26 protein-coding genes are annotated in these 26,886 nt (G+C 39.4%); 20 read left to right on the forward strand and 6 right to left on the reverse strand.

Annotated elements, in window-relative coordinates; translation table 11 throughout:
* Window positions 1-2: 2 nt before the first annotated feature.
* The 4 genes from ACXAC4_RS07870 (at window position 3) to rmf (ending at window position 3,681) form a co-directional block, all read left to right on the forward strand.
* The gene (locus ACXAC4_RS07870) at window positions 3-1,340 is read left to right on the forward strand and encodes a replication-associated recombination protein A (protein WP_475160398.1); all 1,338 of its coding nucleotides are present in this window, start codon (window positions 3-5) and stop codon (window positions 1,338-1,340) included.
* The gene (gene crcB, locus ACXAC4_RS07875; RefSeq protein ID WP_058029743.1) at window positions 1,333-1,713 is read left to right on the forward strand and encodes a fluoride efflux transporter CrcB; all 381 of its coding nucleotides are present in this window, start codon (window positions 1,333-1,335) and stop codon (window positions 1,711-1,713) included. The genes ACXAC4_RS07870 and crcB overlap by 8 nt, the downstream gene beginning before the upstream one ends.
* A gap of 7 nt (window positions 1,714-1,720) precedes the next feature.
* Window positions 1,721-3,022, forward strand: coding sequence for a serine--tRNA ligase (serS, locus tag ACXAC4_RS07880; protein ID WP_349287287.1), 1,302 nt, complete (start codon window positions 1,721-1,723; stop codon window positions 3,020-3,022).
* Window positions 3,023-3,510: 488 nt separating this feature from the next.
* Window positions 3,511-3,681, forward strand: coding sequence for a ribosome modulation factor (rmf, locus tag ACXAC4_RS07885; protein ID WP_130254303.1), 171 nt, complete (start codon window positions 3,511-3,513; stop codon window positions 3,679-3,681).
* Window positions 3,682-3,755: 74 nt separating this feature from the next.
* Here rmf and fabA read toward each other — a convergent pair whose 3' ends face one another.
* Window positions 3,756-4,271 carry a 3-hydroxyacyl-[acyl-carrier-protein] dehydratase FabA gene (gene fabA, locus ACXAC4_RS07890; protein ID WP_349287286.1) on the reverse strand — a complete coding sequence of 172 codons (516 nt, stop codon included), beginning with the start codon at window positions 4,269-4,271 and terminating at the stop codon, window positions 3,756-3,758.
* A gap of 201 nt (window positions 4,272-4,472) precedes the next feature.
* Here fabA and ACXAC4_RS07895 point away from each other — a divergent pair, with 201 nt between their 5' ends.
* Genes ACXAC4_RS07895 through ACXAC4_RS07905 form a run of 3 tightly spaced genes read left to right on the forward strand, consistent with a single transcriptional unit; the run spans window position 4,473 to window position 6,581 of the window.
* Window positions 4,473-5,330 (forward strand): 6-carboxytetrahydropterin synthase, encoded by an 858-nt coding sequence (locus tag ACXAC4_RS07895; protein ID WP_475160400.1) that lies wholly within the window; start codon window positions 4,473-4,475, stop codon window positions 5,328-5,330.
* Window positions 5,323-6,141 carry a M23 family metallopeptidase gene (locus ACXAC4_RS07900; protein WP_475160402.1) on the forward strand — a complete coding sequence of 273 codons (819 nt, stop codon included), beginning with the start codon at window positions 5,323-5,325 and terminating at the stop codon, window positions 6,139-6,141. The genes ACXAC4_RS07895 and ACXAC4_RS07900 overlap by 8 nt, the downstream gene beginning before the upstream one ends.
* A gap of 8 nt (window positions 6,142-6,149) precedes the next feature.
* Window positions 6,150-6,581: an acyl-CoA thioesterase gene (locus ACXAC4_RS07905; protein WP_058029749.1), complete on the forward strand. Its 432-nt coding sequence runs from the start codon at window positions 6,150-6,152 to the stop codon at window positions 6,579-6,581.
* Window positions 6,582-6,609: 28 nt separating this feature from the next.
* Here ACXAC4_RS07905 and ACXAC4_RS07910 read toward each other — a convergent pair whose 3' ends face one another.
* From ACXAC4_RS07910 to bioA, 3 genes are all read right to left on the reverse strand, one after another.
* Window positions 6,610-7,449 (reverse strand): HDOD domain-containing protein, encoded by an 840-nt coding sequence (locus ACXAC4_RS07910; RefSeq protein ID WP_475160404.1) that lies wholly within the window; start codon window positions 7,447-7,449, stop codon window positions 6,610-6,612.
* Between the two features lie 125 nt (window positions 7,450-7,574).
* Window positions 7,575-8,912, reverse strand: coding sequence for a KamA family radical SAM protein (locus tag ACXAC4_RS07915; protein WP_138634427.1), 1,338 nt, complete (start codon window positions 8,910-8,912; stop codon window positions 7,575-7,577).
* A gap of 119 nt (window positions 8,913-9,031) precedes the next feature.
* Entirely contained in the window at window positions 9,032-10,327 is a 1,296-nt protein-coding gene (gene bioA, locus ACXAC4_RS07920; RefSeq protein WP_475160405.1) for an adenosylmethionine--8-amino-7-oxononanoate transaminase, read from the reverse strand.
* A 122-nt stretch (window positions 10,328-10,449) separates the two neighbouring features.
* On the opposite strand from bioA, the gene bioB reads away from it, so the two are divergent.
* From bioB to bioD, 4 genes are read left to right on the forward strand one after another with little or no spacing between them, the layout of a single operon-like run.
* Complete coding sequence (bioB, locus tag ACXAC4_RS07925; RefSeq protein ID WP_475160407.1) at window positions 10,450-11,484, forward strand: biotin synthase BioB; 1,035 nt, start codon at window positions 10,450-10,452, stop codon at window positions 11,482-11,484.
* 3 nt (window positions 11,485-11,487) lie between these two features.
* Complete coding sequence (locus ACXAC4_RS07930; protein WP_475160410.1) at window positions 11,488-12,636, forward strand: aminotransferase class I/II-fold pyridoxal phosphate-dependent enzyme; 1,149 nt, start codon at window positions 11,488-11,490, stop codon at window positions 12,634-12,636.
* Complete coding sequence (locus tag ACXAC4_RS07935; RefSeq protein ID WP_475160412.1) at window positions 12,633-13,394, forward strand: methyltransferase domain-containing protein; 762 nt, start codon at window positions 12,633-12,635, stop codon at window positions 13,392-13,394. The genes ACXAC4_RS07930 and ACXAC4_RS07935 overlap by 4 nt, the downstream gene beginning before the upstream one ends.
* On the forward strand, window positions 13,394-14,077 hold the full coding sequence (gene bioD, locus ACXAC4_RS07940) for a dethiobiotin synthase (RefSeq protein ID WP_475160415.1): 684 nt from the start codon (window positions 13,394-13,396) through the stop codon (window positions 14,075-14,077). The genes ACXAC4_RS07935 and bioD overlap by 1 nt, the downstream gene beginning before the upstream one ends.
* A gap of 215 nt (window positions 14,078-14,292) precedes the next feature.
* On the opposite strand, the gene ACXAC4_RS07945 is transcribed toward bioD, so the two are convergent.
* Both ACXAC4_RS07945 and ACXAC4_RS07950 read right to left on the reverse strand, forming a co-directional pair.
* Window positions 14,293-15,795 (reverse strand): sensor histidine kinase, encoded by a 1,503-nt coding sequence (locus tag ACXAC4_RS07945; protein WP_475160418.1) that lies wholly within the window; start codon window positions 15,793-15,795, stop codon window positions 14,293-14,295.
* The gene (locus tag ACXAC4_RS07950; RefSeq protein ID WP_475160420.1) at window positions 15,792-16,334 is read right to left on the reverse strand and encodes a heme NO-binding domain-containing protein; all 543 of its coding nucleotides are present in this window, start codon (window positions 16,332-16,334) and stop codon (window positions 15,792-15,794) included. The genes ACXAC4_RS07945 and ACXAC4_RS07950 overlap by 4 nt, the downstream gene beginning before the upstream one ends.
* A gap of 109 nt (window positions 16,335-16,443) precedes the next feature.
* On the opposite strand from ACXAC4_RS07950, the gene nosR reads away from it, so the two are divergent.
* The 9 genes from nosR (at window position 16,444) to ACXAC4_RS07995 (ending at window position 26,618) form a co-directional block, all read left to right on the forward strand.
* Window positions 16,444-17,730 carry a response regulator c-di-GMP phosphodiesterase, NosR family gene (gene nosR, locus ACXAC4_RS07955; RefSeq protein WP_475160425.1) on the forward strand — a complete coding sequence of 429 codons (1,287 nt, stop codon included), beginning with the start codon at window positions 16,444-16,446 and terminating at the stop codon, window positions 17,728-17,730.
* Between the two features lie 79 nt (window positions 17,731-17,809).
* The gene (locus ACXAC4_RS07960; protein WP_475160428.1) at window positions 17,810-19,414 is read left to right on the forward strand and encodes an ABC-F family ATPase; all 1,605 of its coding nucleotides are present in this window, start codon (window positions 17,810-17,812) and stop codon (window positions 19,412-19,414) included.
* Between the two features lie 136 nt (window positions 19,415-19,550).
* A complete protein-coding gene (purE, locus tag ACXAC4_RS07965) occupies window positions 19,551-20,033 on the forward strand; it encodes a 5-(carboxyamino)imidazole ribonucleotide mutase (RefSeq protein ID WP_130254288.1) in 483 nt (160 codons plus the stop codon).
* Window position 20,034: 1 nt separating this feature from the next.
* Complete coding sequence (locus ACXAC4_RS07970) at window positions 20,035-21,174, forward strand: 5-(carboxyamino)imidazole ribonucleotide synthase (protein WP_475160430.1); 1,140 nt, start codon at window positions 20,035-20,037, stop codon at window positions 21,172-21,174.
* A gap of 68 nt (window positions 21,175-21,242) precedes the next feature.
* Window positions 21,243-22,175 carry a YeiH family protein gene (locus ACXAC4_RS07975; protein ID WP_475160432.1) on the forward strand — a complete coding sequence of 311 codons (933 nt, stop codon included), beginning with the start codon at window positions 21,243-21,245 and terminating at the stop codon, window positions 22,173-22,175.
* A 273-nt stretch (window positions 22,176-22,448) separates the two neighbouring features.
* Window positions 22,449-24,929, forward strand: a complete 2,481-nt coding sequence (locus ACXAC4_RS07980; protein WP_475160433.1) for a S9 family peptidase — start codon at window positions 22,449-22,451, stop codon at window positions 24,927-24,929.
* A gap of 275 nt (window positions 24,930-25,204) precedes the next feature.
* Window positions 25,205-25,627 carry a hypothetical protein gene (locus ACXAC4_RS07985; RefSeq protein ID WP_475160435.1) on the forward strand — a complete coding sequence of 141 codons (423 nt, stop codon included), beginning with the start codon at window positions 25,205-25,207 and terminating at the stop codon, window positions 25,625-25,627.
* A gap of 103 nt (window positions 25,628-25,730) precedes the next feature.
* Entirely contained in the window at window positions 25,731-26,120 is a 390-nt protein-coding gene (locus ACXAC4_RS07990) for a hypothetical protein (protein WP_475160437.1), read from the forward strand.
* A gap of 99 nt (window positions 26,121-26,219) precedes the next feature.
* Window positions 26,220-26,618 carry a hypothetical protein gene (locus ACXAC4_RS07995; protein ID WP_475160439.1) on the forward strand — a complete coding sequence of 133 codons (399 nt, stop codon included), beginning with the start codon at window positions 26,220-26,222 and terminating at the stop codon, window positions 26,616-26,618.
* The last annotated feature ends 268 nt before the right edge of the window (window positions 26,619-26,886 follow it).

A 26,886-nucleotide genomic window follows, 5' to 3' on the forward strand; every position in this document is an offset into this window, starting at 1 on the left:
TTGTGAGTAATTTAGGATTTGATTTTGGCAACGATGTAAAGCCATTGGCCGCTAGAATGCGGCCAACTCAACTAACAGATTATATCGGCCAGTCACATATATTAGCCGATGATAAACCCTTATATAAAGCCATCCTGTCTGGCAGAGCACATAGTCTAATCGTTTGGGGCCCGCCTGGCGTTGGCAAAACCACCATTGCTGAAATAATTGCTAACCATGCTAATGCTCGTATTCAGCATTTATCTGCTGTGACTTCAGGTGTAAAAGAAATCCGTGAAGCAGTACTAGAAGCTAAACAAAACCTCAGTATGGGACAAAGAACTTTATTGTTCGTTGATGAAGTTCATCGATTTAATAAGTCTCAGCAAGATGCTTTTTTACCTCACATCGAAGATGGCACTTTTATTTTCATTGGTGCCACCACTGAAAACCCAAGTTTTGCTCTGAACAACGCGATTCTATCACGGGCACGTGTTTACACTTTAAAAGCTTTAACCGATGAAGAGCTTGTTCAGGTATTAAAACGCGCTATTACTAAAGATGAGACACTTTCAAAGCTTCAAATCACGGTGTCTGATGCGCAACTTATGCAAATCTCGCAGGTAAGTAGTGGTGATGCTAGAAAAGCCTTGAATTTACTTGAGCAAGCTATTGAGCTATCTGATCAACATGGCCAAGTGGTTATTACATCTGATGTACTTAATCAGCTATTACCTTCTCATTTTGCAAAATATGATAAAGGCGGAGACTTATTCTACGACCTGATCTCAGCGTTTCATAAATCAGTTAGGGGTAGTGATCCAGATGCTGCACTTTATTGGTATTGTAGAATTCTAGCAGGTGGTGGTGACCCGCTTTATGTCGCAAGAAGGCTTTTAGCCATTGCCACCGAAGATATTGGCAATGCTGATCCAAGAGCGATGCAAGTCGCATTAAATGCGTGGGATATTTTTCAACGTGTGGGGCCAAGTGAAGGCGAGAGAGCCATTGCACAGGCGACTATCTATTTAGCCAGTGCAGCAAAAAGTAACGCAGTTTATATGGCATTTAATCAAGCTAAACAAGATGCAGCAACCGACCCAGATTATCAAGTACCCGTTCATTTACGTAACGCACCGACAAAGCTCATGAAAGAGCTAGGTTATGGTGATGAATATCGATATGCCCATAATGAAGAAGGGGCATTTGCCGCAGGAGAAAACTACTTTCCTGAAGAAATCAAAGATAGGCAATATTATGTGCCTTCTGAACGCGGCTTAGAAAAGCAGATCAAAGATAAGCTTGAATATTTAAAGTCATTAAATCAAATGAGTGTGAACAAAAGATATTCAAATGATTAAAATGTACCTCTCAATTGCACTTGGAGGCGCACTTGGTGCGTGTTTAAGGTTTTTTATTAGTGATACAATGCTTAAACTGCTGGGTAGGGGATTCCCATTTGGCACTTTGACCGTTAATATAATCGGTTCATTATTATTGGGAGTTGTATTTGGCTTACTTGAAAAACAAGTACTCGCGGTAAGCCCTTATAAGTCACTTATTGTGATTGGTTTCTTAGGTGCATTAACAACTTTCTCTACATTCTCAATGGACTCTTTGTTGCTACTTCAACAAGGGCAAATTGTGAAGATGATTCTCAATATCACCTTAAATGTGGTGTTATGTATTTTTATGGCTTGGTTAGGCCTTAACTTAGTCATGCAAAAAGGTTAAAAGCAAAATGTTAGATTCAAAATATTTACGTCAGGATATTGCTGAAGCAGCAGCTCGACTAGCTAAACGTGGCTTTGAGCTTGATGTTGATGCGATTAATGCTTTAGAAGAGCAACGCAAAGCGCTTCAAACAAAAACACAAGAATTACAAAGCGAAAGAAACAGCCGCTCCAAAGCAATTGGTCAAGCTAAAGCTAAAGGCGAAGATATTCAGCCACTACTAGACGCTGTTGCTAACCTTGGCGACCAACTTACAGCGGCTAAGAACGAACAAGACGAAATTTTAGCTAAGCTAAATAATATCGCTTTAACTTTACCTAACTTACCTGCTGAAGATGTGCCAGCAGGCAGTGATGAAAGTGAAAATGTTGAAATCATCAAATGGGGTGAACCTAAACAGTACGATTTTGAAGTTAAAGATCACGTAGATTTAGGTGAAGCGCTTGATAAAGGCTTAGACTTTGAAGCGGGTGTTAAACTAACTGGCTCTCGCTTCACTGTAATGCGTGGTGGTGTTGCGCGTATGCACCGTGCACTAGTACAATTCATGCTTGATACACACGCTGATAAGCATGGCTACACTGAAATGTACGTACCTTACCTTGTAAACAAAGACAGCTTGCTAGGTACAGGCCAGTTACCTAAGTTCGCAGGTGATTTATTCCACACTAAAGGTTTAATCAACGACGATGGTGAAGAGCAAGAAGGCTTCAGCTTAATTCCAACGGCTGAAGTTCCGCTTACAAACTGTGCACGTGATGAAATCTTTGATGAAAAAGAACTTCCAATCAAAATGACTGCACACACGCCTTGTTTCAGAAGTGAAGCGGGTAGTTACGGCCGTGATACACGTGGTTTAATTCGTCAACACCAGTTTGATAAAGTAGAACTTGTTCAACTTGTAAAACCAGAAGACTCAATGGCAGCGCTTGAAGAGCTAACTGGTCACGCTGAATATATTTTACAAGCATTAGAGCTACCGTACAGAAAAGTTGTGTTATGTACTGGTGATATGGGCTTTGGTGCAACAAAAACATACGATCTAGAAGTATGGTTACCGGCTCAAGACACGTACCGTGAAATTTCATCTTGCTCAAACATGTGGGATTTCCAAGCACGACGTATGCAAGCACGTTTTCGCCGTCAAGGTGAAAAGAAGCCTGAGCTACTTCACACATTAAATGGTTCTGGTCTAGCCGTTGGCCGTACGTTAGTAGCAATTTTAGAAAACTATCAACAAGCAGATGGTTCAATCGTGGTACCAAAAGTATTACGTCAATACATGGGCGGTTTAGAAGCCATTAAATAAGACTTCTGTACAAATGATTAAGGTCGCTTTTAGCGGCCTTTTTTGTGTCTGTAAGATCCTAATAAATATGCACTTTATTTAGTCAAAGAATTACAGTGAAATGACAATGCGAATTTTCATTGATTTTAGATTCTTAATCCATATATATAGATTTATCAAATTCAAATTTCATATATTATCTTTTGCTTGTCTAAATTATTCTTTTTTTCTTAGAGTTAATTTTAATTATGTAAATTATATTGCAGCTATATGAAGAATATGTTTTATTAGGTTCCAAGGGTTGGCCAATCCTGCTTTTATGAAGCGTTAAAGTCATTTCTTTAATTGTCTTCGTGTTCTCGTATTTACAAAATTAGACTTTATAAAACATGCATCATTTTAATTTGAGCGTAAAGGCTAATAACATTTGAATTTTACGTTTTTATTAACTATTCATTAAATGTTGCAATGTTTTGCAGTGTTAATAAACAAAAGGTGAGGATTTACCTATGAAGAGACAAAAGCGTGATCGATTAGAAAGAGCACATTCCCAAGGATATAAAGCAGGTTTAGCAGGACGCTCAAAAGAACTTTGTCCATATCAACAATTAGAATCTAGATCAGAATGGTTAGGCGGGTGGCGAGAAGCCGTAGACGACCGCAATATGTTTAAAACTTAATTTATAGTGAATTTAATACAACAAAGCCCTCAAATGAGGGCTTTGTTGTTAGAGCAACTATTTAGAAAATCTAATTAGAATGCGCTTGTATCTTGGAAAAGACCTACTTTAAGATCTTTTGCTTCATAGATAACGCGACCATCTACTTCAACAGTACCGTCAGCAAGACCCATGAATAATTTACGCTTAATTACACGCTTCATATCTACACGGTAAGTTACTTTTTTAGCTGTTGGTAAGATTTGACCTGTGAATTTAACTTCGCCTACACCTAGTGCACGTCCAAGACCTGGGCCGCCAGACCAACCTAAGAAAAAGCCAACGATCTGCCACATTGCGTCTAGACCAAGACAACCAGGCATTACTGGGTCGCCTTTAAAGTGACAATCGAAGAACCAAAGGCTAGGGTCAATGTCTAACTCAGCAATAATTTGACCTTTGCCAAATTCACCACCGTTATCGTTGATCTCAATGATGCGATCCATCATTAGCATGTTGTCACTTGGTAAACGGCAGTTGCCTTCACCAAACATTTCACCACGACCACATAGGATCAATTCTTCTTTTGTGTAGCTGTTCTTTGGTTCCATAGTATTAATACTTTTTCTTCAAAATAAAAATTCAGGCTACTTTAGCTTACAGATGTACGCCAAACAACTCTGAACAGTTGATTATTGTTAATATTTTAAACATTTAAACATTTTTATATGACAACTTGCATCAACTTGGGCGATTTTTAGAATACATTTCTTTATAATGATTCTTGTTAACTTAGTTCATTTTGGATCGACATGATTTTATTCGTAGACGCTTTAACTGTGATTGATTTTTCTTACTTTTGTAATAAAAGAGGGCCGGTAGGTGAAAGTTGGATTGCTGACTTAACACTTCATGGAGACTTGAATGATGAGTCTATGGTTTTAGATTTTGCACTGGTAAAAAAACAGATTAAACGGATTATCGATGACACAATCGACCATAAACTTGCAATACCTACAGGTTTGAATGGTACATACAGCATTGAAAACGAACAAGTGAAGTTAGATGCACAATTCGGTGACGAACAACACATTGCGATGTATGCACCAGAACAAGCTATTTGCTTAATTGATGCTGAAACAGTGAACGAACAATCAGTGATAGCGTTCTTGAAGCAACAAATTATGCCTAAGATGCCTGAAAACGTAAAAGACATTGATATTGAACTTCGTCCAGAACAAACTTCTAGCTTTTATTACCACTACAGCCATGGCTTGAAGAAGCATGATGGAAATTGTCAGCGCATCGTTCACGGCCACCGTTCATTGATTGGTATTAGCCTCGATAACATTCCTATGCCTCGTCTCCAAAAAGAATGGTCACGTAAATGGGAAGATATTTACCTTGGCTCTGAAGAAGATTTGATTGATAACTCAGAACTAAAGCATGTTAAAGCTTTAGACTCTGACTACTCGTTTTCATATACGTCCTCGCAGGGGTATTTTGAATTAGCAATCAGTAAAGCGCGTTGTGATATCTTACCTTGTGATACAACAGTTGAGTGTATTGCTGATTACTTAGCAACAGAAATTAAAAAGGCGCACCCTGACAATGCTGTGAAAGTAAAAGCATTTGAAGGCGTAGGCAAAGGAGCCATTGCTTATGCTTAAAAATGTATTGATTGCGTTAGTTGGTTTGACAGCCAGTGTCAGTTCAATGGCATTAGAACTGAAAGGCAGCCTAACGCAAGGCGGTATGATCATCGGTAAATTAGACAAGCCTAACTCGGTCTATTTTAATGGTAAAGCATTAAAAATAACCAAAGAGGGAGAGTTTGTTTTCGGTTTTGGCCGAGATGCAGATACAAAGCATACTTTAACTTGGGTAGACCAAGCAGGTAAACAGCATACTCAAGACATTGTGATCACTAAGCGTGAATATAAAATTGATCGCATTACGGGTGTCGAAAAGAAGTACGTTTCACCACCTGACTCAGTGCTTGCTCGCATTAAAGATGATGCAAAACGTGTGCGAGCTGCGCGAGCAGGAGAGTCTGATTTTACATATTTTAAAGACACCGTTTTACGTCCAGCCAAAGGCCGTATTTCAGGTGTTTATGGCAGTCAGCGCTTTTTTAATGGCAAACCTAGAAACCCACATTTTGGTTTAGACATTGCCAATACAACGGGCACGCCAGTTTGGGCACCACTTGCGGGTAAAGTGGTTATGGCGGATCCTGAACTATACTATAGCGGTGGTACGGTGATCATCGACCATGGTCATGGCATTACATCTACCTATATTCACCTAAATAAAATACATGTAAAGGTTGGCGATAAAGTAAAAGTCGGTGATCATTTTGCAGATATAGGAGCCACAGGCCGTGTAACTGGCCCGCATTTAGACTGGCGTTTCAACTGGTTCAATGAACGTCTTGACCCTGCATTATTAATGACAGATAAACTAGCAAATACGAAGTAGTAACTTAAATGAATGATATTGAAAAACAAGCCTTGATCGAGCAACGTATTAAAGAGTCTGTTACGTCTGTAACTAAGACTGTTTTTCCTGGACGCACAAATCACCACAATACTTTATTTGGTGGTGATGCGCTGGCTTGGATGGATGAAGTTGCATTTATCGCGGCAACACGTTTTTGTCGCAAGCCTTTAGTTACTATTTCTTCAGATAGAGTAGATTTTAAAGAAGCTATTCCAGCGGGCACTTTCGCTGAATTAGTAGCGACTGTATCTCATGTTGGTAATACCAGTTTAAAAGTAGATGTTAATATCTTCCTAGAGCGAATGCACAAAGATGATAAACATTTAGCTATTTCGGGTAGTTTCACCTTTGTTGCTGTTGATGATAATCACAGACCAACACCAGTTGTTTGTGAAAATATGCTTAAAGGTTTTAAGTAGTATTTATGCAATGAGGGCTTGGTAGCCCTCATATCTCATCTGTAATTTCTTCGATAATATTAAATAACTGCTCTTCTTCCATATCTAGATGATCTATCACGTCATCCATGATGTTTCTCCATTCAGTATTTACTTCGCTTGGTTTGTCTTTTAAAAAAGCACAGTGTCTCGAGAGTTTGAGAATACACAGTAAATCTAACCCAATTTTGTCTAACTCTTCTGATTGAAATAAGCCATCGATGTCATGTTGGTAGTATATAATGTTTATCATGACTTTTGGTAAGCGCCATTGCTGCGCTAGTAAAGCACCAATGGTCGCATGATTAGTTTGGTATTTATCAAACTGCAATTTAGCTGCGTCATCCCAATTGTTTTCGCCTGCAAAAGACATCACTTCTTCAAAATCGTCAAAATGTTGATTTAAAATTGCCACACCGACGCCATGAAAAAGCGCAAGCATATAAGCGTGATTAGACAAGGCCGGTTTTTCGAGTTTAATTGCAACTATACTGGCAATATGGGCTATATCGGTTTGCACATCCCAAAATTTAGCCATAGTTGGATCTGTACCAACAGCAGCTTTAACTGCGACGGCTTTAACTAAGGGGACTAATCTCTTCAAGCCTAAGATCATAATCGCTTGATCGATTGATTCTATTTCTTTCGCGCGACGAAAAGCGCTTGAATTGACGACTTGAAGTATTGCTGCACAGATCCCAACATCTTCTTGTAGAATTTCAGATACACGAGAAATGTTTGGCTCTGGCTTTTTAGTTTCTTCAGAAAACTTTATGAGCGCTTCAGGCCTTGGTGGAATTGAAACACTTCTAAGAATTGCCTTTTCTTCATTGGTTAATGATATTGGCATACCATAACTCCAATCTAATTAACTATTTAAATCATAGTTTATGGTTCAGAAAAGTGGTATTGAATTGACGGGTAGGAGTGGAAAAAGAATTGCGTAGTAAACTACGCAATTCATATTTAACTTATTTACATAGCTTCGTATTCTTCTTGCCAGAAGAACTTTTCTTCACCGAAAGCAGGAACTAGTCCATCTAGCCAAGTTGCTTCTTCATCGTATTTTGCGAAGAATGGACGCTGAACCCACTCAGGGTTGCGCGCTTGGATAAAGCGAAGTACAAATACTTTTTCACCAGCAATTTCAGTAACACCTGACACTTCAACTTTACCAGGACCAGCACTCATCGAAGGGCCACGTACTGTTCTACTCACACCAGAAACTTGCTTGTAAGCATCGCGGAAAATTTCCCAAGTTTTGTAAAGTGGTAATTCGAAGTAGCGCTTAGCACCTGTATCACGCTCAATGAACATATAGTAAGGGATCATGCCCATTTGAGTTTGTTCTTTCCACATTTCAGCCCACATATCTGAATCAACGTTTAAGTTGTTTAACAGTGGAGCCTGAGTACGGATCTGTGCGCCAGTTTTACGGATAAGTTTGATTGCTTCACGGCTAATGTCTGTACGTAATTCTTGCTTATGGTTAACGTGCGCCATAATTGAAACATGTTTGCCTGCATCTACAAGCTCTTTTAATAACGCTAATAGGTCTTGCGCATCTGGATCAGTAACGTAACGGAATGGCCAGAATGTTAAAGACTTAGTACCAATACGAATAGTCTTGATGTGATCAAAGCGCGGCTCTTTTAGTGCTTCTAGGTACTTACGTAACTTCACAGTTCGCATAACCATAGGGTCGCCACCTGTCATCAATAGATCGGTTACTTCAGTGTGTGATGCAAGATAATTGTGCAGTAACTCTTCATCGTTATTGTTAAAACGCGTTGCTTTTCCTACAAACTGCGCCCAACGGAAACAGAAAGTACAATAAGAGTGACAATATTGACCTTGAGCAGGGAAGAACAACACAGTTTCTTTGTATTTGTGTTGAATACCTTCAACTTGCTCGCCTTCAAAAGTTGGTACATTCTTATCCATCTGTCCGGCAGGGTGCGGATTCAACTTTTGACGAAGTTGTGTTGCCAATTCAAAAACTTCTTCTGGCGTATGCTCACGCTTTAATAGTGCAGCCATCTGTTCATATGACTCATCATCAAGCATGCCTCGCTGTGGGAAAGTTAATTGGAATACCGGATCATTAGGTACTTTATCCCAATCAATTAGCTCTTCGATTACATAATTATTAACTCGAAAAGGAAAAACATTGGCGACAACACGCATCTCAAAGCGTAAATGCTCAGGAAGTTGATGCAGTTGTTCAATCTTATCTATCTGACGATGTTGATAAACATTGAATTTAGGTGGTACATAAGCTTCTGCTGGCTGCAATTGGACGGTTTGCTGCATATGTTAGTTTACTCTACTTCTAATTACATAAAGCGCAGTAGTCTAACAAATTAATAGTTATGTTTCAGCGTTATTTGTATCAGTTCGAACAAATAACGCTAAGTTTATGAATATAAGCTTTAGTATTCTTCTGTGGTGATAGCTTGGTAAATTGCAGTGCATAAAGCCATTATGTCGATATCTGAGCTGATATAAGGTGGCATTATATAAATCAGCTTGCCAAACGGTCTGATCCAAACCTTATGTTCTCTAATAAAATACTTTTGAATTTTTGCGACATCTACAGAACGATTGACTTGAACGACACCAATACCACCTAATACTCTGACATCTTCAACAGCATTTAATTCTGAACATTGAGATAAGTAAGTATTCATTGTCTGTTCGATACGATTAATTTGTGAAAGCCAATCGTTTTCTTCTAGTAGCTCTAAGCTGGCATTAGCCGCAGAGCAGGCAAGAGGATTACCCATAAAAGTTGGTCCGTGCATTAATACGCCAGCTTCACCTTGACTGATCCCGACAGCGACATCTTCTGTTGCCAGTGTCGCAGAAAGCGTCATCGCACCACCAGTCAATGCTTTCCCGATACACATAATATCTGGACTGATGTTTGCGTGTTCACATGCAAACATTTTTCCTGTTCTACCAAAGCCAGTAGCAATTTCATCTAAAATGAGGAGTACTTGATATTTATCACACAGTGCTCTGAGCTTTTTGAGATAAGACGGATGATAAAAGTTCATACCACCAGCGTTTTGTACTATGGGTTCGATAATAAAAGCGGCGACTTCATTGCTATGTTGTTCAAACGCGTGTTCTAACGCTGCAAGTTCGGCTTCATTTTCGTTATCGTAAAAACCAGCTTTTGGTGCTTCGACAAAGATATGTTCAGGTAAGAAACCCTGATACATGCTGTGCATTGAATTAACTGGGTCGCAAACACTCATCGCAGCGAAGGTATCACCATGATAGCCTTTTCTAGCGGTCATGAGCTTTGTTTTAGTGGTTTCACCTTTACTTATCCAGTATTGCAATGCCATTTTTATTGCAACTTCAACGCTTACAGAACCGCTGTCGGCTAAAAACACTTTTTGTAAAGGTTCTGGGCTAATTGCAACCAGCTTTTTACATAGGTCAACCGCTGGAGCATGTGTGATCCCACCAAACATAACATGGCACATTGTTTGTGCTTGTTGTTGTATTGATGCGACTATTTTAGGGTGATTGTATCCATGTATGGCACTCCACCAAGAGGCCATGCCATCGATGAGTTCAGTGCCATCATCAAGATAAAGTTTGTTCTTATCAGTATGAGTAACACCATACACAGGTAACGGATCACCTATAGACGTATAGGGGTGCCAAATATGCTGTTTATCGAATTTGATATCTATAGGGTGATTATTGCTCACTTGTAAACCTTTAGTTTTGCTGTGACGTTGACAATACTACGACACTCAGTAGACTAAGCCAATCACCGTCAAATCAAACGCCTAATTAATAGACAGGCTAAGAATAAAAAGAGTATCAGATTATGGCTACAGTTCGTCACGATTGGACTTACGAAGAAGTAAAAGCACTATTTAACATGCCGTTTAACGACTTGCTATTTAAAGCAGCAAGTATTCACCGTGAGAACTTTAATCCAAACGAAGTACAGATCTCGACCTTACTTTCAATTAAGACGGGGGCATGCCCTGAAGACTGTAAATATTGTCCACAGTCAGCGCATTATAAAACAGACTTAGATCGTGAACGTCTAATGGAAGTAGAAAAAGTAGTAGAGCAAGCGAGATTAGCCCGATCGAAAGGCGCAACACGTTTCTGTATGGGCGCTGCATGGTCTGACCCAAAAGACAGAGACATGCCTTATATTGCTAAAATGGTGCGTGAAGTAAAGGAACTTGGGCTAGAGACATGTATGACCCTGGGGATGCTTGATAATGAAAAAGCACACGCCCTTAGAGATGCAGGTCTTGATTACTATAATCATAACCTTGATACTTCGCCTGAATATTATCAGCAAATAATCACAACACGTACTTATCAAGACAGATTAGATACATTAGACAATGTGCGTGATGCGGGCATGAAAGTATGTTCAGGTGGTATTGTTGGCATGGGTGAGCAAGCGGGTGACCGTTATGGTTTATTAATGCAACTTGCAAACTTACCAAAACAACCTGAAAGTGTTCCGATTAACATGCTTGTAAAAGTTAAAGGCACACCACTTGAAGATGTTGAAGATCTAGACCATTTTGAATTTATTCGAACTATTGCTACTGCACGTATTATGATGCCGCACAGTTATGTGCGTCTGTCAGCTGGTCGAACTGCAATGAATGAGCAAATGCAGTCAATGTGTTTCTTCGCTGGCGCTAACTCAATTTTCTACGGTGACAAGTTACTGACTACGGAAAATCCAGAAGCCGATGCTGATATGAACTTACTTAAGAAGCTCGGTATGAATCCAGAGAAACGTCAAGACTACTCTGATGAAGCGTACGAAGCGTCTTTAAGTTCAAAAATTGCTGATAAGGCAACGTCAGAGCTATTTTACGAAGCATAGTGAATGGCTTTTGAATTTATACAAGAAGCGCTGCAACAGAGACGAGTAGAGTCTTTGTTGCGTGCTCGCAATGTAATTGCCGATTCAAGTGACGCACGCTTTTTAACGAGCAAAAATGGTAAGCACTATCTTAACTTTGCCAGTAATGATTATCTTGGTTTAGGGTCTAATTTAGAGTTACAAGGTACACTGACAGGCAGCCGCTCTTCGGCACTTGTTACAGGATATCACCAGTGCCATAAAGATTTTGAATCCTTACTGTGTAAACATTTTGGCTACGAGTCAGCTTTACTATTTAGCACGGGCTTTAGTGCAAACTGCAGTGTGATTAAGTCTCTTTTTTCACAAAGTTCGGGCTCAAAAGCCGCGTTAGATTCTGTCATTTTCCAAGACAAACTTAACCACGCCAGTTTAATAGATGGGGCTTTACAATCTGATGCCAAGCATATCCGTTTCAACCATAATGACATGGGGCACTTACGACAGCGTTTAGAAAAAAGTAAAGCTGCTAATAAGTTAATTATTAGCGAAGGCGTGTTCTCAATGGATGGAGACTGTGCGCCGCTGAAGCAGCTAATGGAATTAAAACAGCAGCACAATGCTTGGCTGATGTTAGATGATGCACACAGCTTTGGTGTATTGGGCGAGAATGGCCTGGGAAGTGTAGGCCTAGGTTGCAAGCCTGAAATTCTAGTTATTACTTTCGGTAAAGCAATGGCGTGTCAGGGCGCGGCGGTTTTAGCAAGCAAAACAGTCATCGACTTTTTACTCCAGTTTAATCGTGATTATATTTATTCGACGTCTATGTCACCGCTCATGGTGCAAGCCGCAGAGCAGCAGTTTTTACGTGTACTTGACGCGAGTGAGCAGAGAAAGCACTTGTTTAGTAATATTGCGTTATTCAAGCAGCTTTGTTCTGATCTAAATATTCCTGTAATGCCGTCAGAGACCGCCATACAACCTGTTGTGTTAGGGAGCGCTGAAAATGCATTAAGTGCGCAAGCTAAGCTCAAAGAGCAAGGGATTTGGCTAACAGCAATTCGCCCGCCTACTGTTCCGCACAATACGGCCAGACTCAGGATCACAATGACCGCAGCACATACTCATGATGATATTAAAAAGCTAGTAACAGCCTTAAAGGTGTCTACATGATTGCAACACCCGATAAACTGTCAACGGCGAAGCAGTTTTCAAAAGCTGCAGGGCAATACAAGCAACATGCGCATGTGCAAAAGTTGGCTGCCGAGTTGTTATTCTCAAGATTGAATAAACAAAGCCAAGTCATGCTCGACTTAGGCGCTGGTCCTTTATTGCATCAGCATAAACTTAAACATCATAGTGAGTGTCTAGTTGCGATGGATCTGAGTTTGGGCATGTTGTCTGAAACGCATCCGGAGGATAATGTGAATCGTGTTTGTGCAGATATGGATAAACTGCCTTTTACAGAAAATGTATTCGATGCTGTATTTTCAAACTTTGCAATTCAGTGGAGTGCAGATCCTGAAACTTTATTTAAATCACTTCATTTTGCGAGTAAGTCAGGCTCTCAAGTTTTATTATCGACAGTATTAGATGGTTCTTTGTCTGAAATAGCTCAGGCATGGAAAGCTGTGGACGATAAACAACACATTAATGATTTTTTGAATCTAACTCAGTTAATCAAAATTGCACAAAGTGTTGGATTCAAAGTGGTGTATTCAAATCAGCTCTGTCTTGAAGATCACTATGACAAACCAATCAATGCCATCAAATCAGTGAAAAATATCGGTGCAAATCATCTGACCGACTGTCAAAAAGAGCAAGGTCTATTGGGTAAAGCGGCTTATAAAAATCTACTGTCCGCTTTTCCATTACGAGACGGTAAAGCGGTTATTAGCTACCAAGTCGGTATTTTGGAGTTAACGAAATAATGAATTCATTTTTTATCACAGGGACCGATACTGAAGTCGGTAAAACCCATGTTACTTGTTTATTACTCAAGTTCTTGACTCAACATAAGCGCTCGGCGATTGGTTTTAAGCCTATTGCAGCCGGAGCTGAAGAAGCATTTGGCCAGTTAGTCAATGAAGACGCTTTAAACATCATGGAGTCTTCAAATGTCCATGCTAAGTATGAACAAATTAATCCAATTTGTTTCGAGCCGCCAATTGCGCCTCATATTGCAGCGCAACGTGCAAACAAAGTAATTACACAAATAGAACTTAATCATCATTATAAAGAGATTCTATCCGTCGGTGCCGAGTCCACTCTTGTAGAAGGTGCTGGTGGCTGGTCTTTACCAATCAATGACTCTGAATATTTGTCTGATTGGGTAAAAGCCCGAGAAATACCTGTTATTTTAGTTGTTGGTATGAAGTTAGGCTGCTTGAATCACACACTGCTTACAATTCAAGCGCTCAAAGCTCAAGGGGTGAAATGTGTAGGCTGGATTGCAAATGAGATAGATCCCAACATGTCGGAATTTGATGCAAACCTTGAAAGTTTGAAAGCACGCATTGATGCGCCTTTACTTGCTGTCGCACCTTTTGCAAAAAGCAAAGCAAAATTGAAAATTTACAAGGCACTAACCGATCTTTTTGCAATTAACTTGTAAGTGCATGTATTTAATCTGAGCTCTTGATACTAAATCTATCTCTAGCTGCAGAGTTGAAGAGCACTTATAAACTTAATATCTATAAGTTAGTAAATCTCTTAACCAAAACTAAGGTTTTTTAAGCCAAGTTTATTTTGAATTAAAAAAGTGATATCTCAATAAATATCACTTTTAATTTCAGGTTTGTATTTATTAACGAATAATCTGAATTTAGATTAGAAAAATTCAAAGAATGAGATCACAAATTCGGTACCTTCATTGGGCTCACTTAACACTTCAACTTTTGCATTATGTTGCTGCAAAATGCTATATGAAATAGACAAGCCTAAACCAGTGCCTTCGCCTGGAGCTTTAGTTGTGAAAAAAGGGGTGAATATTTCTTTTATGTTTTCTTGAGGAATGCCTTTACCTTCATCTTTTACACGCACCATGATTTTTGTACGCTCTCTATAGCAACGTACGAACAAAGTTCCACCCTCAGCCATGGCCTGCTTTGCGTTAACAAACAGGTTTATAAAGACTTGTTGTAATTTACTTTCTATGCCTAAAATCGTCGCGCTTTCTAACAGGTCAGTTTCGATATGGTGTTTATATTTGAATTCATTGCTTACCATATTAAGAGATTTATTTATGACTTTGGTCACATCGATTGGCTCTAGTTCATCGTTGTCCATCCGAGAGAAAGTACTCAAATCTGCCACAATGGCCTTGACTCTTTCTAACCCCTCGACTGAAGATTTTAAAATTTCGTCGCTGTCTTTAAATAAAAATGGCAATTCATATTCTTCATAGTTTTTGTTTAATTGTGACAACGAGTTACTCGATTGTTCATCAGCAAGCGGCTGCAACGCAGATTTAATATCTTTGATATAGTCAGCCATGGTATCGAGGTTACTTAATACAAAGCCAACCGGGTTATTAATTTCATGGGCAACACCAGCAGCAAGGTAACCTAGAGAAGCCAGCTTTTCTTGTCCAACGAGTTGCAATTGTGTTTGTTCTAAAACTTTGTTTGTTTCTTCAAGGTTTATGAGTTGTTGTTGAAGCTCTTCTTCAGCTCTCTTTCTTTCAATCGCAATAGAAAGCATGCTTCTTGATGACTCAAGAGTTTGTAGTTTGGTGATATTGATATCTTGTTGGTCTTGATAGAGTAAAACTGCAACACCAACCGTTTTTTTATCTTCAAGTGTGAGTGTGTACAGAGGTACCATGACGCAAAATTGATAAAAATCTTGTGCTTCGTTACTTATGTCATTGGTATCTATGAGTTGTGTTTCTTGCTCTTTTTGTAATAAATCGAATACTTTTTCTCTGTCGAGTTGAGCAAGAAAAGACTTTAACAGTTGCAAGTGCTCATTTATTTCAGATTCGGTACTCGTTTGAGTGTAGTATTGAAATTGACCGTAATTACATTGATTATCAAGTTCAATGAATAAATTATCTGGTTTAGATAAAAACGCACAGGTTCTTTCGAGATAGTTTTCAACAATCTTATTTAGCGTTGGCTTGCTCCAGGTTTCAGCTAAAAGGCCAGTTAAAAAAGACAGTTGAGTTTGTTGGTTTTCGACTTCCATACGCGTTTCATCATTTAAAACTTCTTGTTCTAATAGCTCTCGAGTATAGTTTTCAAGCTGCATTTCGGCGAGCTTTCTAGCTGCTCGCTCTCTTTTTAGTGCGCGTTCAAGTACGTCTATTTTGTTTTGTGTTTCTTCACTCATAGAAACCTTACTTCTATATGACAAGCTTCATCACCCTCGTGTAAACATTTCGATTGAGAAATAGAGACTTCTTCCCCAAAATGCTTCGCCGCTCCTAAAATGAGCCCTTCAGATAAATGACATAGCTTTCGTTCTGATCGATAAATCATCGTCAGATGTTGATCATTTTGGTCTTTATAATCAAATTCAGGAAGATTTGAATCTGCATAGAGTTTTTTTACTTCAACGTGAATTAAGTTATCAACCATATGTAGAAACGCATGCAGAGATGGCGCTTGTTTTGCTTCACTGGGTGCCATAGGCATGAGTTTAGCAAATAAGAACTCTCCAAAAGTTCTAAGTAAATCAGAAGCTGGTACGTTTAATGCTTCACAATAATAAGTGACGATGCTGAACATTTCGCTGTCATCGTACTTTATTGAAGATGTGTAGATCCCTTGAGAGGGAAGGTCGAGTGTATTTAACATGGTGTCCCATGCTTCTAAGCCATGATTGGTTTCTACAAACTCTTGTAGCGCGTTGAAAACACTGCCTTTCATATAAATCTCCGCATTTTGCGTTATGAGGTTGATATATTTTTAAAATAGTGTCACTTTTTACTTAACGCAATGTTTTAAAATCATTTGTAGAAACATAAGGTTTTATTAAATGTCTGATAAATTGCCAATTTTGATTGTGGATGATGAGACACAAGTACTTAACGCTTTAAAACGCCTGTTTAGAAAGGAGTTTGAAGTGACTGTGTGTGATAAACCACTTGAAGCTGTCGAAATTTTAAAACAGCAAGAATTTGCGCTTATCATTTCAGACATGAAAATGCCATTGATGAGTGGTGCAGAACTGCTTGCCCAGGCTTTTATCATCAATCCAAACACAGCTCGTATTCTACTTACGGGCTACTCAGACATCGACTCAACTGCTTTAGCAATTAATGAAGGCAAGATCTCAAACTATGTCAGTAAACCTTGGCGCAACGACGATTTAAAAGAAATTGTGATGCAAGCTTGTGATCAGTATCAATTAAAGCAGTCTGTTATTCGTTTACAAAATGAGTTAGAAGAGAAAAATAAACAATTACAAACTTACAACGATGAACTTGAAAGTAAAGTTCAAGCTCGAACCTCATCACTTTCTCAGCTTACTGACAAATTGAAAAACGTGAATCAAAAGCAGCGCAAACTGTTTCATGACGTCATCGAGATGATTAACCTAATCATTGAAGACACGACAGGTAGTGACGATGGACACATAAAGCGCGTAGCTTCTCATTGTCGGTTAGTTGCTAAGCACCTAGGGTTAGAAAAGCCACTCATTACTCAAGCTTACTTAGCTGGGTTAATGCATGAAATTGGTAAGGTGTCATTACCTGATGAGCTTGTTAAATGCACTGAAAATGAATTGACGAAAGATCAACTCATAGCAAAGCAACAAAATGCTATAAAAGGCGCTGAAATCCTTCAAAAACTGCCTAATTTGCAAATTATAGGCAAAGGTATTTTGCATCAATACGAACACTATAATGGTACTGGTTTACCTGATCATTTAATCGCAGATAACATACCTACTATCAGCCGTATTCTTACCATAGTAAATGATTACGATAAGTTATTAATCGGTCGTATTACTGGTGAGAAGATGCAGCAAGATCAAGCAATGCAAACTATGCGAACTTTAGCAACTGAGTTTTATGACTCACACATCCTAGATGTGTATTTTGAATTACTATCGAGCGGTAAGGTGTTCGAAAATCATGATATTGACGTGTGTGTCGGAGTGAGTTGTTTAGAAACAGGTATGCATTTAACACAGGATCTATTGAATAAACAGGGCGCTGTTATCTTAACAGCTGGAACCGAAATCACCCCAAGTATTATTGAAAAGTTACAAAAGTATCAAAAGGATTGGAATTATATTTTTAACGTGTTCGTGCATTAGTTTCTATTCTTAACCACTCTCTGGTGGCTCTCAAAAAACCTTTAGTTTAAAATACGGCTAGTTTTACTTTATATGCTATTTGGAGCTCGTTATTTTAAACGTATCTAATGTCACCATGCAGTTTGGTGCAAAACCACTTTTTGAAAACATTTCTGTTAAATTTGGTGATGGAAATCGCTACGGTCTCATCGGTGCCAATGGATGTGGTAAATCGACATTCATGAAAATTTTAGGCTCTGAGCTTGAACCTTCTGCGGGTAACGTGAGTGTAGCTCCAAATATTCGTTTAGCGAAACTTAATCAGGATCAATTCGCTTACGAGCAATACTCTGTTATTGATACCGTTATTATGGGTCACAAAGAGCTTTGGGAAATTAAAGCCGAGCGTGATCGTATCTACTCTTTACCAGAAATGAGTGAAGAAGATGGTATGAAAGTGGCAGATCTTGAAACACAATTTGCAGAAATGGATGGTTACTCGGCTGAAGCAAAAGCGGGTGAATTACTACTAGGCGTTGGCATAGGTACTGAGCAACACTATGGCTTAATGTCGGAGGTCGCACCGGGTTTCAAACTTCGAGTACTTCTTGCGCAGGTGCTATTTGCTGATCCTGACATCATGCTACTAGATGAACCAACCAACAACTTGGACATCTACACAATTAAATGGTTAGAAGAAGTGCTTAATCAGCGTGATTGCACCATGTTAATTATTTCGCACGACCGTCACTTCTTAAACTCCGTTTGTACGCACATGGCCGATATCGACTACGGTGAATTACGTGTCTATCCAGGTAACTATGACGAGTATATGTTTGCAGCGACTCAAGCGCGAGAAAAACTATTAAACGAGAATGCTAAGAAGAAAGCGCAAATTGCAGAACTTCAACAATTCGTGTCTCGCTTCTCGGCAAATGCTTCAAAAGCAAAACAAGCCACATCTCGTGCGAAACAGATTGATAAAATTCAACTTGATGAAGTTAAAGCATCGTCTCGTCAATCGCCTTTCATTCGTTTTGAACAAAGCAAGCAGCTTTTCAGAAATGCACTTGAAATTACCAATGTATCACAGGGTTATGACAGCACTTTGTTCTCAGGCTTAGAAGGCTTAGTCGAAGTGGGTGAGCGCATCGCTATCATAGGTGAGAATGGTGTGGGTAAATCAACGTTACTCCACACCTTAGCGGGTCGTTTGGCACCTAAGGCAGGTGAGTTTAAATGGTCTGAAAATTCAAATATTGGTTATTATGCCCAAGACCATGCTGATGAGTTTGAAAAAGACCAAACTGTATTTCAGTGGATGGAGCAATGGCAGCAAGAAGGTGACGACGAGCAAGTGGTTCGTGGTTTCTTAGGCCGTATGCTGTTTTCACAAAATGACATCAAAAAGTCAGTAAAAGTCCTATCAGGTGGTGAGCAAGGTCGTATGTTGTTCGGCAAACTAATGATGCACAAGCATAATATTTTGCTGATGGATGAACCTACAAACCACATGGACATGGAATCAATCGAAGCACTTAACTTAGCACTTGAGCAATACGAAGGCACCTTGTTGTTTGTGTCACATGACCGTCAGTTTGTATCATCACTTGCAACCCGTATTTGGGAAATTAAAGACGGTAAAGTGATAGACTTTAAAGGCACATATGACGAGTACCTAGCACAACAAGAGTCGGCTAACTAACCGCTTTATACAATGGTACTTTTCAATGGTATTACCTAACTAGATAGGTATAATACCCACACAGAAACTGCAGGCTTACCCCCAATAAGAGCCTGCAGTTTGTTTTTCTATCGTTCAAAACTTCTGAGGATTTATTATGACGGTTGGCATTATCATGGGCTCAAAATCAGACTGGCCTACTATGCAACATGCAGCAGACATGCTGGACAAGTTTGGCATCGACTATGAAACAAAAGTAGTTTCGGCTCACCGTACACCTCAACTTCTGGCTGATTACGCGTCAAGCGCAGCTGATCGTGGTATCAAAATTATTATTGCTGGTGCTGGTGGCGCTGCACACCTTCCAGGTATGGCTGCGGCTTTCACAAGCTTACCAGTTCTGGGTGTACCAGTTAAATCTAAAACACTAAACGGTGTTGATTCATTGCTTTCAATTTGCCAGATGCCAAAAGGCGTAGCCGTTGGTACATTAGCAATTGGTGATGCGGGTGCGGCTAACGCGGGCTTACTTGCAGCTCAGATTTTAGGTTGTCAGCAACCAGAAATCTTTGCAAAAGTTGAAGCTTTCCGTAAAGAACAAACAGAAACAATTTTAGCTAACCCAAATCCTGCTGAGTAATATGAACGTTTTAGTCCTTGGCGCAGGGCAACTTGCGCGAATGATGAGCTTGTCATCGAAGAACTTAGACATTCATGTTACAGCTTACGATGTTGGCTCTGAAAAAGTCATCGATCCTGTTACGTTTTTAACAGTTGATCAGTCATTACAACAAGCCATTGATTCTGCAGACGCTATTACTGCTGAGTTCGAGCATATTCCTTTAGATATTCTAAAGCTATGTGATGAAAGTGGTAAGTTTTACCCGGGCACAGAAGCCATAGCAACAGGTGGTGATAGAGCGAAAGAAAAAGCACTTCTTGATACTGCAAAAGTTGCATGCGCGCCTTATAAAATTATCACTGAAAAACAGCACTTGCTAGATTCGATTGAAGAACTCGCAATGCCTTTGGTAGTCAAAACTTGCCAAGCAGGTTACGACGGTAAAGGGCAGTGGCGTGTAAAATCTTTGGATGAGGTTGAGCAAATTTGGGCTGAAATGTCTGAATTTTTAGCGAAAGATGCATCTCATCAAATTATTGCAGAGAAAATGATCCCATTTGATCGCGAAGTATCTATCATTGGTGTTCGTTCGAAAAATGGTGAAACTGCAATCTACCCACTGACTGAAAACCAACATACCAATGGGGTATTAACGCTTTCAATCGCGGGTAAAGAGAAAAATGCAATTCAAGCGCAAGCAGAGTCTGCGTTTAACGCTATCGCCAATGCATTAGAGTATGTCGGCGTATTAGCCATTGAGTTTTTCGATGTAGATGGCACTTTGTTGGTAAATGAAATTGCGCCACGTGTACATAACTCGGGTCATTGGACTCAGCAGGGGTGTCATGTTAGTCAATTCGAAAACCACATGCGCGCCGTTACGGGCCTACCACTCGGTTCAACGATTTTGAATCGCCCAACCGCGATGATCAACGTGCTAGGGCAAGCAAATATTCCAACTGACGTATTGGCTGTTGCTGATACAACCAGTCACTGGTATGGCAAGTCTGCAAAACCAGGCCGTAAAATGGGTCATATTAACGTTTCTGCTAATAGCTTATCTGAACTTGGTGATAAACTTGCTGAGCTGGCAAAAGTACTGCCAGAGCAAGACTACCCTGGTGTTCAGAAAACTGCTCAGCAGTTAAAACCACTGTAATAAAAAAGCCGAGTTCAACTCGGCTTTTTTGACTCTAATTATTGGAATATAAATAAGGCATTAGCAAAGTGACTAGTCAGTCTATTAAACAGTTTTCGTTTATTGGGTTATTTGTACTTTGTCTTACAGGATTTATTGGTCCTGCATTCTCTCTTCTTCTTGGTCTTGCTTTCACACTGATTTTTACTAACCCATACTTGTCGTTAAGTAATCAAGCCAGTAAATGGTTATTAAAATTAGCTGTGATAGGACTAGGATTTAATGTCGACTTTAATGATGTACTTGAAGTCGGGCGAAGTTCATTTGTTCTTACCATTGTCAGCATAACAGCCATAATAGGGCTCGGTGAAATATTAGGACAGCTCTTTAAAGTCAATAAAAACACCAGTGTGTTGTTGTCTTTTGGCACAGCCATCTGTGGTGGTAGCGCAATTGCGGCAATGGCTCCAGTAATAAAAGCTAAACAGCACGAGATTGCGGTGTCATTGGCCATCGTATTTCTATTAAATGGCTTAGCTTTGCTGATTTTTCCTGCCATCGGGCATTACTTTGAGTTAACCCAAGAACAATTTGCGATTTGGGCTGCGCTTGCGATCCATGATACGAGCAGTGTGGTTGCAACAGCCTCGACTTACGGACCAATCGCAGTCGGTATTGCAACAACAATCAAGCTCACTCGCGCTATGTGGATCATTCCATATACTGCTTTGGCCGGTGTATTTTGGAAAAGTGAAGAAAAGGCCAGTATACCACTTTTCATTGTCGGCTTTTTATTGGCTGCACTTATTAATACGTACTTTCCTGAATATTCGACTTTTTGGCAGTTGGGTTATGTAGGAGCAAAACATGTACTCTATGCCTGTTTATTTTTGGTCGGATCAAGTGTGTCTTTGGCTATGTTAAAACAAACAGGGTGGCGCCCTCTAGCGATGGCAACTTTACTTTGGGGCATTGTAAGTTCAGTCATTTTACTATTGATAATCGATCGGGTGATAAATTAATACAAATTTCTTGGAACTTTTCAAAAATGGACTAGTCTTAGGTAATGAGGCGCGGATAGGCCTCATTTCATAATCGTTGTTCATCAACGACTATGTGAGCGCAGAGAGTATTTGGCCAGCATCCTATGCTGGCCTTTTTTATGTTCATATACCCCAATGTTTTACTGAAAGAATTACGCACTTCCTTAATTATTGTTATTTTATCTAAAATTATTCGTATTCTATCTTCGCATTTGCTTAAATTGAGCTAGTCTAACAAGTTGAAGAATAACTATGATCAAACACTCTCTAATTTCAGCTGCGGTCGCAGCGAGCCTGTTCTTAACCGGTTGTCAAACAACCACATCTACTGACGCTGTAAAGGCTGAGCCTACTTCAAACTTCGCACCTGTTGTGGCAACGCCTTTAGATTTTGGTGGTGAGAACATCACATTAAAGCAAGCAATGGCGCACCCTGATTGGTTGGGTCGTCAACCTGAGCGCGCATTTTGGGCTTCAGATAGCCAAACTGTGATTTTCAACCGCAAGCAAGCGGGTAATGAATTACGTGATACTTTTGCTGTTACAGCTGGTAAAGCGCCTACGCAAGTTGTGTTAAACCAACTTCATACGGTTGGTACTAAAAACGCGGTCTATTCACAAGACGATGCAGTGCAAGCCTACACGTTTGAAGGCAATGTATTTGTTAAGAACATCAAAACGGGCGCAATCAAACAGCTAACACAAAATTCTGATAGAGCACGCTCTTTACAGTTTTTAAATTCTGGTGAATTAGCTTATCGCACAGGTAATAGCTTCTTTAGCGTTGATATTAATTCAGGTCTTACTAAAGAGCTTGTGAAATTACATCTAGCTGACAAACCTAAAGGCACGCAAGAGCCATCAACATACATTGCCAAAGAGCAACACAAGCTGATTGATTTTGTAAAGCTAACACATAAAAACGCACTAGATAAAAAACAGCGCAAAGAGCAATTAAATGCTGAAAATGACACAATTGCGTCTAACCAATTTTATCTAGGTAAAGGTAACCGCCTTGTAGAAGCAAGCCTTTCTCCAGAAGGCGATAAACTTATCGCCGTTGTGACAAAGAGCACACCATGGCGCGCTGATACTGACATTATGCCTAATTATGTGTCACAAAACGGTGACATTGAAGCAGTACCAGCTCGTCGTCGCGTAGCTGATTCGAAACCATCTAGCTCAGATGTGATTTTCATTGATATCGCATCTAAAGCACAAACAACTTTAAGTTATGAAACACTACCTGGTTTTGATGAAGATGTTTTAGCAGCTGAGAAAGCAGAAAACGCAAAAGCTGAAGGCAGAAATTACGAATCAAAACGTGAGCCTCGTCATATTAACTTGATGATGGACTGGGGGTGGGATCAAAGTGCGGTACAGTGGAACTCGTCAGGCTCTCAAGTTGCGGTAATGCTTGAAGCATGGGATAACAAAGACCGTTGGATAGCAACCGTTGACTTTGACAATAACGAGTTCAAATCACAACATCGTTTACACGATGATGCATGGGTGAACTACACGTACAATGACTTTGGCTGGATGAACAATTCAGATACTTTGTATTACTTGTCTGAAGAAACAGGCTATAGCCATATATTTACTAAACCTGTAAATGGCAAAGCAAAGCAACTTACAAAAGGTCAATTTGTTGTATCACACCTAACGCTAAGCAAAGATGATTCACAAATCTATTTTAAAGCGAATGTTAAGCACCCAGGTATTTACGAAGTTTATCGCGTGAATACACAAACTACTGAAAAAGTGCCGCTGACTGATTTAGATGGTATGACGGATTATGAATTGAGCCAAGATGAGCAAAAATTATTGCTTAATCACTCAAAGGTCATGATGCCTAATGAACTATATGTTGCAGATGCAAAGCCAAATGCACAAGTAACGCGTTTAACAAATACTGTGTCTGACGAGTTCTTAAATAAGAAATTAATCGCACCAAAAATCGTTGCTGTGCCTTCAAGTCATACTGATCAACCAATCTATGCAAAAGTCTATTACCCGGCTGACTACGTAGAAGGTGAGTCTGGCAAAACACGTAAAGCCGTTATCTTCAATCACGGTGCGGGTTACTTACAAAACTCACACATGGGTTGGTCTGGTTACTTCCGTGAGTTTATGTTCCATTCACTGTTAGCAAGCGAAGGCTATGTGGTTATGGATATGGACTATAGAGCGTCTAAAGGTTACGGCCGTGATTGGCGTACAGCCATTTACCGCCAAATGGGCACACCTGAAATTCAAGACTTAGAAGACGGTGTTAAGTGGATGGCTGAAAATGTAAATGTTGATACAGGCGCAGTAGGTACCTATGGTGGTTCTTACGGTGGCTTTATGACATTTATGGCACTGCTTACAAAGCCTGAACTATTCCAAGCGGGTGCTGCACTTCGACCAGTTTCTGATTGGGCATACTACAATACCCCATACACCTCTAACATTCTTAACCACCCAGATGTAGACCCAATTGCTTATCGCCGCAGTTCTCCAATCTACTTTGCTGAAGGTTTAGAGAAACCATTACTTATCAACGCGCCAATGGTTGATGATAATGTTTTCTTCCAAGATGTTGTTCGACTTGTTCAACGCTTTATTGAGCTTGAAAAAGAAAACTTCGAGACAGCGATTTACCCAGTAGAGCCGCATGGGTTTAGACAGCCAACGGGTTGGTTAGATGAATACCGTCGTATTTATAAGCTGTTTAAAGAGCATCTTTAAAACATAAAATAAATAGTAAGGGCCTTTATAGGCCCTTTTTAATGGAATTAAAATAGCGCTGTTTATTCATACAGTCATTTGATTTTGTCCAATAACATTATTACAGCGCGTTTTGTCCAATTTTCACAGGTGAACAAAATTGGACATTATAAACTCATGTTTACAAAGAACTTTTCTTGTGTGAATATTGGGACACGTAATATAGCCCGTTTTGTCGGTATTTATACAGGCAGTTTGGGAGAGAATAAGCTGTTAGCTTTCTATAAGGTTTCGAGTTGAGAACAATATTAAGTTTTATTCTAGCTTCTTTGGTCGTGGCTTATTTAGCGCCAATGGCAATTGAAATGAAATTTGTATCAGTACCCATTGGTATTTTTGCTTGGTCGGTAATAATTGTTCTTCTTTTGGTTCCAGTAACGGCTTTCCCAATATACAAACTTATAACCAAGATTTGTGGCTATTCATTGAATACCGTTCTTAAATCTTCAGTTATATCTACTTGTCTAGTTTCTTTCTTTTTTGTGTTTCCTTTTGGTTTAGAACGCTCAGTTGTAAATGGTAAGGTATTAGTCGAAAATGGTTCAATAACGCTAATTGGTTATGGATATAGCATTTTACAATTATGCTTGTTTTCTATAGTTGGGCTTATCGCTGGGGGCGTATTTTACGTTTCCAAAATGGAGCGCCGCGAAAGCTAACAAATGCATCAACGCATGGACTAATAAAGCTTGGCTTAGTTCGTGCCTCACTAATTTTAGCCAAGCTTTATTAGCCCGTTATGCGGGCGTTAGGTTTACTAGTTTGAATACAATTATCAAAGGGTTAAGAAATGCAATCCTTACAGGTTGGGGGTTGTCTTTTGCATATTTTTGGTACTTAGCAGACTTTAATGTGCTTTTCTTTCATTTACTTTTCGCTTCAGTTCTAGGTGGTTTAGTAAGTGTATCAGCGTTAGTCTTTTATGTGCTGCCTATACACCTTTGGTTGAGCCGTAACGAACTTGTTGGTTTACATCACTATTTAATAGTCGGTCTTGTTCCTTCTATTATATTTGTATTTATACCTTCTTTTACGGACGCAACGGGTAGGTTAATTATTGAATCAATAATAACTTATGCAGTTTTCGGTGTTACTTTAACAACAGTGTTCTGGTTTTCTGTATGTTATCGTAAACCTAACAAAGCAAATTAAAAGTGCGGACAAAAAACAGTTGGCTTTGTTCGTACCTCACAAATTTTAGCCAACTATTTTTAGCCGTTTATTTGCGGCGTTATAAGCCACAGGTAGAACATGCGTAACTTTCTAGTTTTGTTGTTATTATTCAGCAGCGCTTCTTTTAGTAGCGAAGGTGTTTTTGAGCGATGGACTGTAAAAGGAAAAGAATGTGTTTTTAAGTTACAAATACCACCTAGCGTAAATTGGGATGGTGAATCTGAATTACCTATTTCTGTTAAGGGCATTAATACCGCTTTCAAAAACTGGGCTAATGCTAACCTAAGCAGCGGCGAAAGAGCGCATGTTACAAATTACAATTTAGCATCTGTTTTTTCAGAAGACGCTACAACCAATTACTGGGTTTATAAAGTTGGCTATGTTGTTTTTAATAATGGCTCGCCTACGCAATACTTTAATCGTAAGGTAGTAATTGACCTTTCTGGTAAAGTAATTACCCCAGTATGTGGCTTATAACAAGTTAATTAAACAATGGACGCAAAACAGCAGGCTTGCGCTCATTCTTCGCTTAGTTTAGCCTGCTATTTTCCGCCGTTTATTAAGGCGTTAGTTACTAATGGAATTCATCCAGTAAGGAGATAAGGTGAATCTTAAAAAGCACAAATCAGGTTTTCTAGCTGGCTTCATGTCAAGTACAGCACTTCTAGTAAGCGACTTATTTATTTTTGGTAACTTACAACTAAATCAGTTATCTATTTTTTGTTTAAGTTTAGTAAGCATAATT

It is taken from the genome of Pseudoalteromonas sp. AWM4_233 (genome assembly GCF_056158285.1).

Bases quoted from the DNA above. Each gene is read 5' to 3' on its own strand.
- ACXAC4_RS07945 (WP_475160418.1), bottom strand. From the start codon at position 15,795: ATGAGTGAAGAAACACAAAACAAAATAGACGTACTTGAACGCGCACTA.
- ACXAC4_RS07895 (WP_475160400.1), top strand. From the start codon at position 4,473: ATGATTTTATTCGTAGACGCTTTAACTGTGATTGATTTTTCTTACTTT.
- bioD (WP_475160415.1), top strand. From the start codon at position 13,394: ATGAATTCATTTTTTATCACAGGGACCGATACTGAAGTCGGTAAAACC.
- ACXAC4_RS07900 (WP_475160402.1), top strand. From the start codon at position 5,323: ATGCTTAAAAATGTATTGATTGCGTTAGTTGGTTTGACAGCCAGTGTC.
- crcB (WP_058029743.1), top strand. From the start codon at position 1,333: ATGATTAAAATGTACCTCTCAATTGCACTTGGAGGCGCACTTGGTGCG.
- ACXAC4_RS07970 (WP_475160430.1), top strand. From the start codon at position 20,035: ATGAACGTTTTAGTCCTTGGCGCAGGGCAACTTGCGCGAATGATGAGC.
- rmf (WP_130254303.1), top strand. From the start codon at position 3,511: ATGAAGAGACAAAAGCGTGATCGATTAGAAAGAGCACATTCCCAAGGA.
- fabA (WP_349287286.1), bottom strand. From the start codon at position 4,271: ATGGAACCAAAGAACAGCTACACAAAAGAAGAATTGATCCTATGTGGT.
- ACXAC4_RS07905 (WP_058029749.1), top strand. From the start codon at position 6,150: ATGAATGATATTGAAAAACAAGCCTTGATCGAGCAACGTATTAAAGAG.
- ACXAC4_RS07930 (WP_475160410.1), top strand. From the start codon at position 11,488: ATGGCTTTTGAATTTATACAAGAAGCGCTGCAACAGAGACGAGTAGAG.
- nosR (WP_475160425.1), top strand. From the start codon at position 16,444: ATGTCTGATAAATTGCCAATTTTGATTGTGGATGATGAGACACAAGTA.
- purE (WP_130254288.1), top strand. From the start codon at position 19,551: ATGACGGTTGGCATTATCATGGGCTCAAAATCAGACTGGCCTACTATG.
- ACXAC4_RS07910 (WP_475160404.1), bottom strand. From the start codon at position 7,449: ATGCCAATATCATTAACCAATGAAGAAAAGGCAATTCTTAGAAGTGTT.
- ACXAC4_RS07950 (WP_475160420.1), bottom strand. From the start codon at position 16,334: ATGAAAGGCAGTGTTTTCAACGCGCTACAAGAGTTTGTAGAAACCAAT.
- ACXAC4_RS07995 (WP_475160439.1), top strand. From the start codon at position 26,220: ATGCGTAACTTTCTAGTTTTGTTGTTATTATTCAGCAGCGCTTCTTTT.
- ACXAC4_RS07980 (WP_475160433.1), top strand. From the start codon at position 22,449: ATGATCAAACACTCTCTAATTTCAGCTGCGGTCGCAGCGAGCCTGTTC.
- ACXAC4_RS07915 (WP_138634427.1), bottom strand. From the start codon at position 8,912: ATGCAGCAAACCGTCCAATTGCAGCCAGCAGAAGCTTATGTACCACCT.
- ACXAC4_RS07935 (WP_475160412.1), top strand. From the start codon at position 12,633: ATGATTGCAACACCCGATAAACTGTCAACGGCGAAGCAGTTTTCAAAA.
- serS (WP_349287287.1), top strand. From the start codon at position 1,721: ATGTTAGATTCAAAATATTTACGTCAGGATATTGCTGAAGCAGCAGCT.
- bioB (WP_475160407.1), top strand. From the start codon at position 10,450: ATGGCTACAGTTCGTCACGATTGGACTTACGAAGAAGTAAAAGCACTA.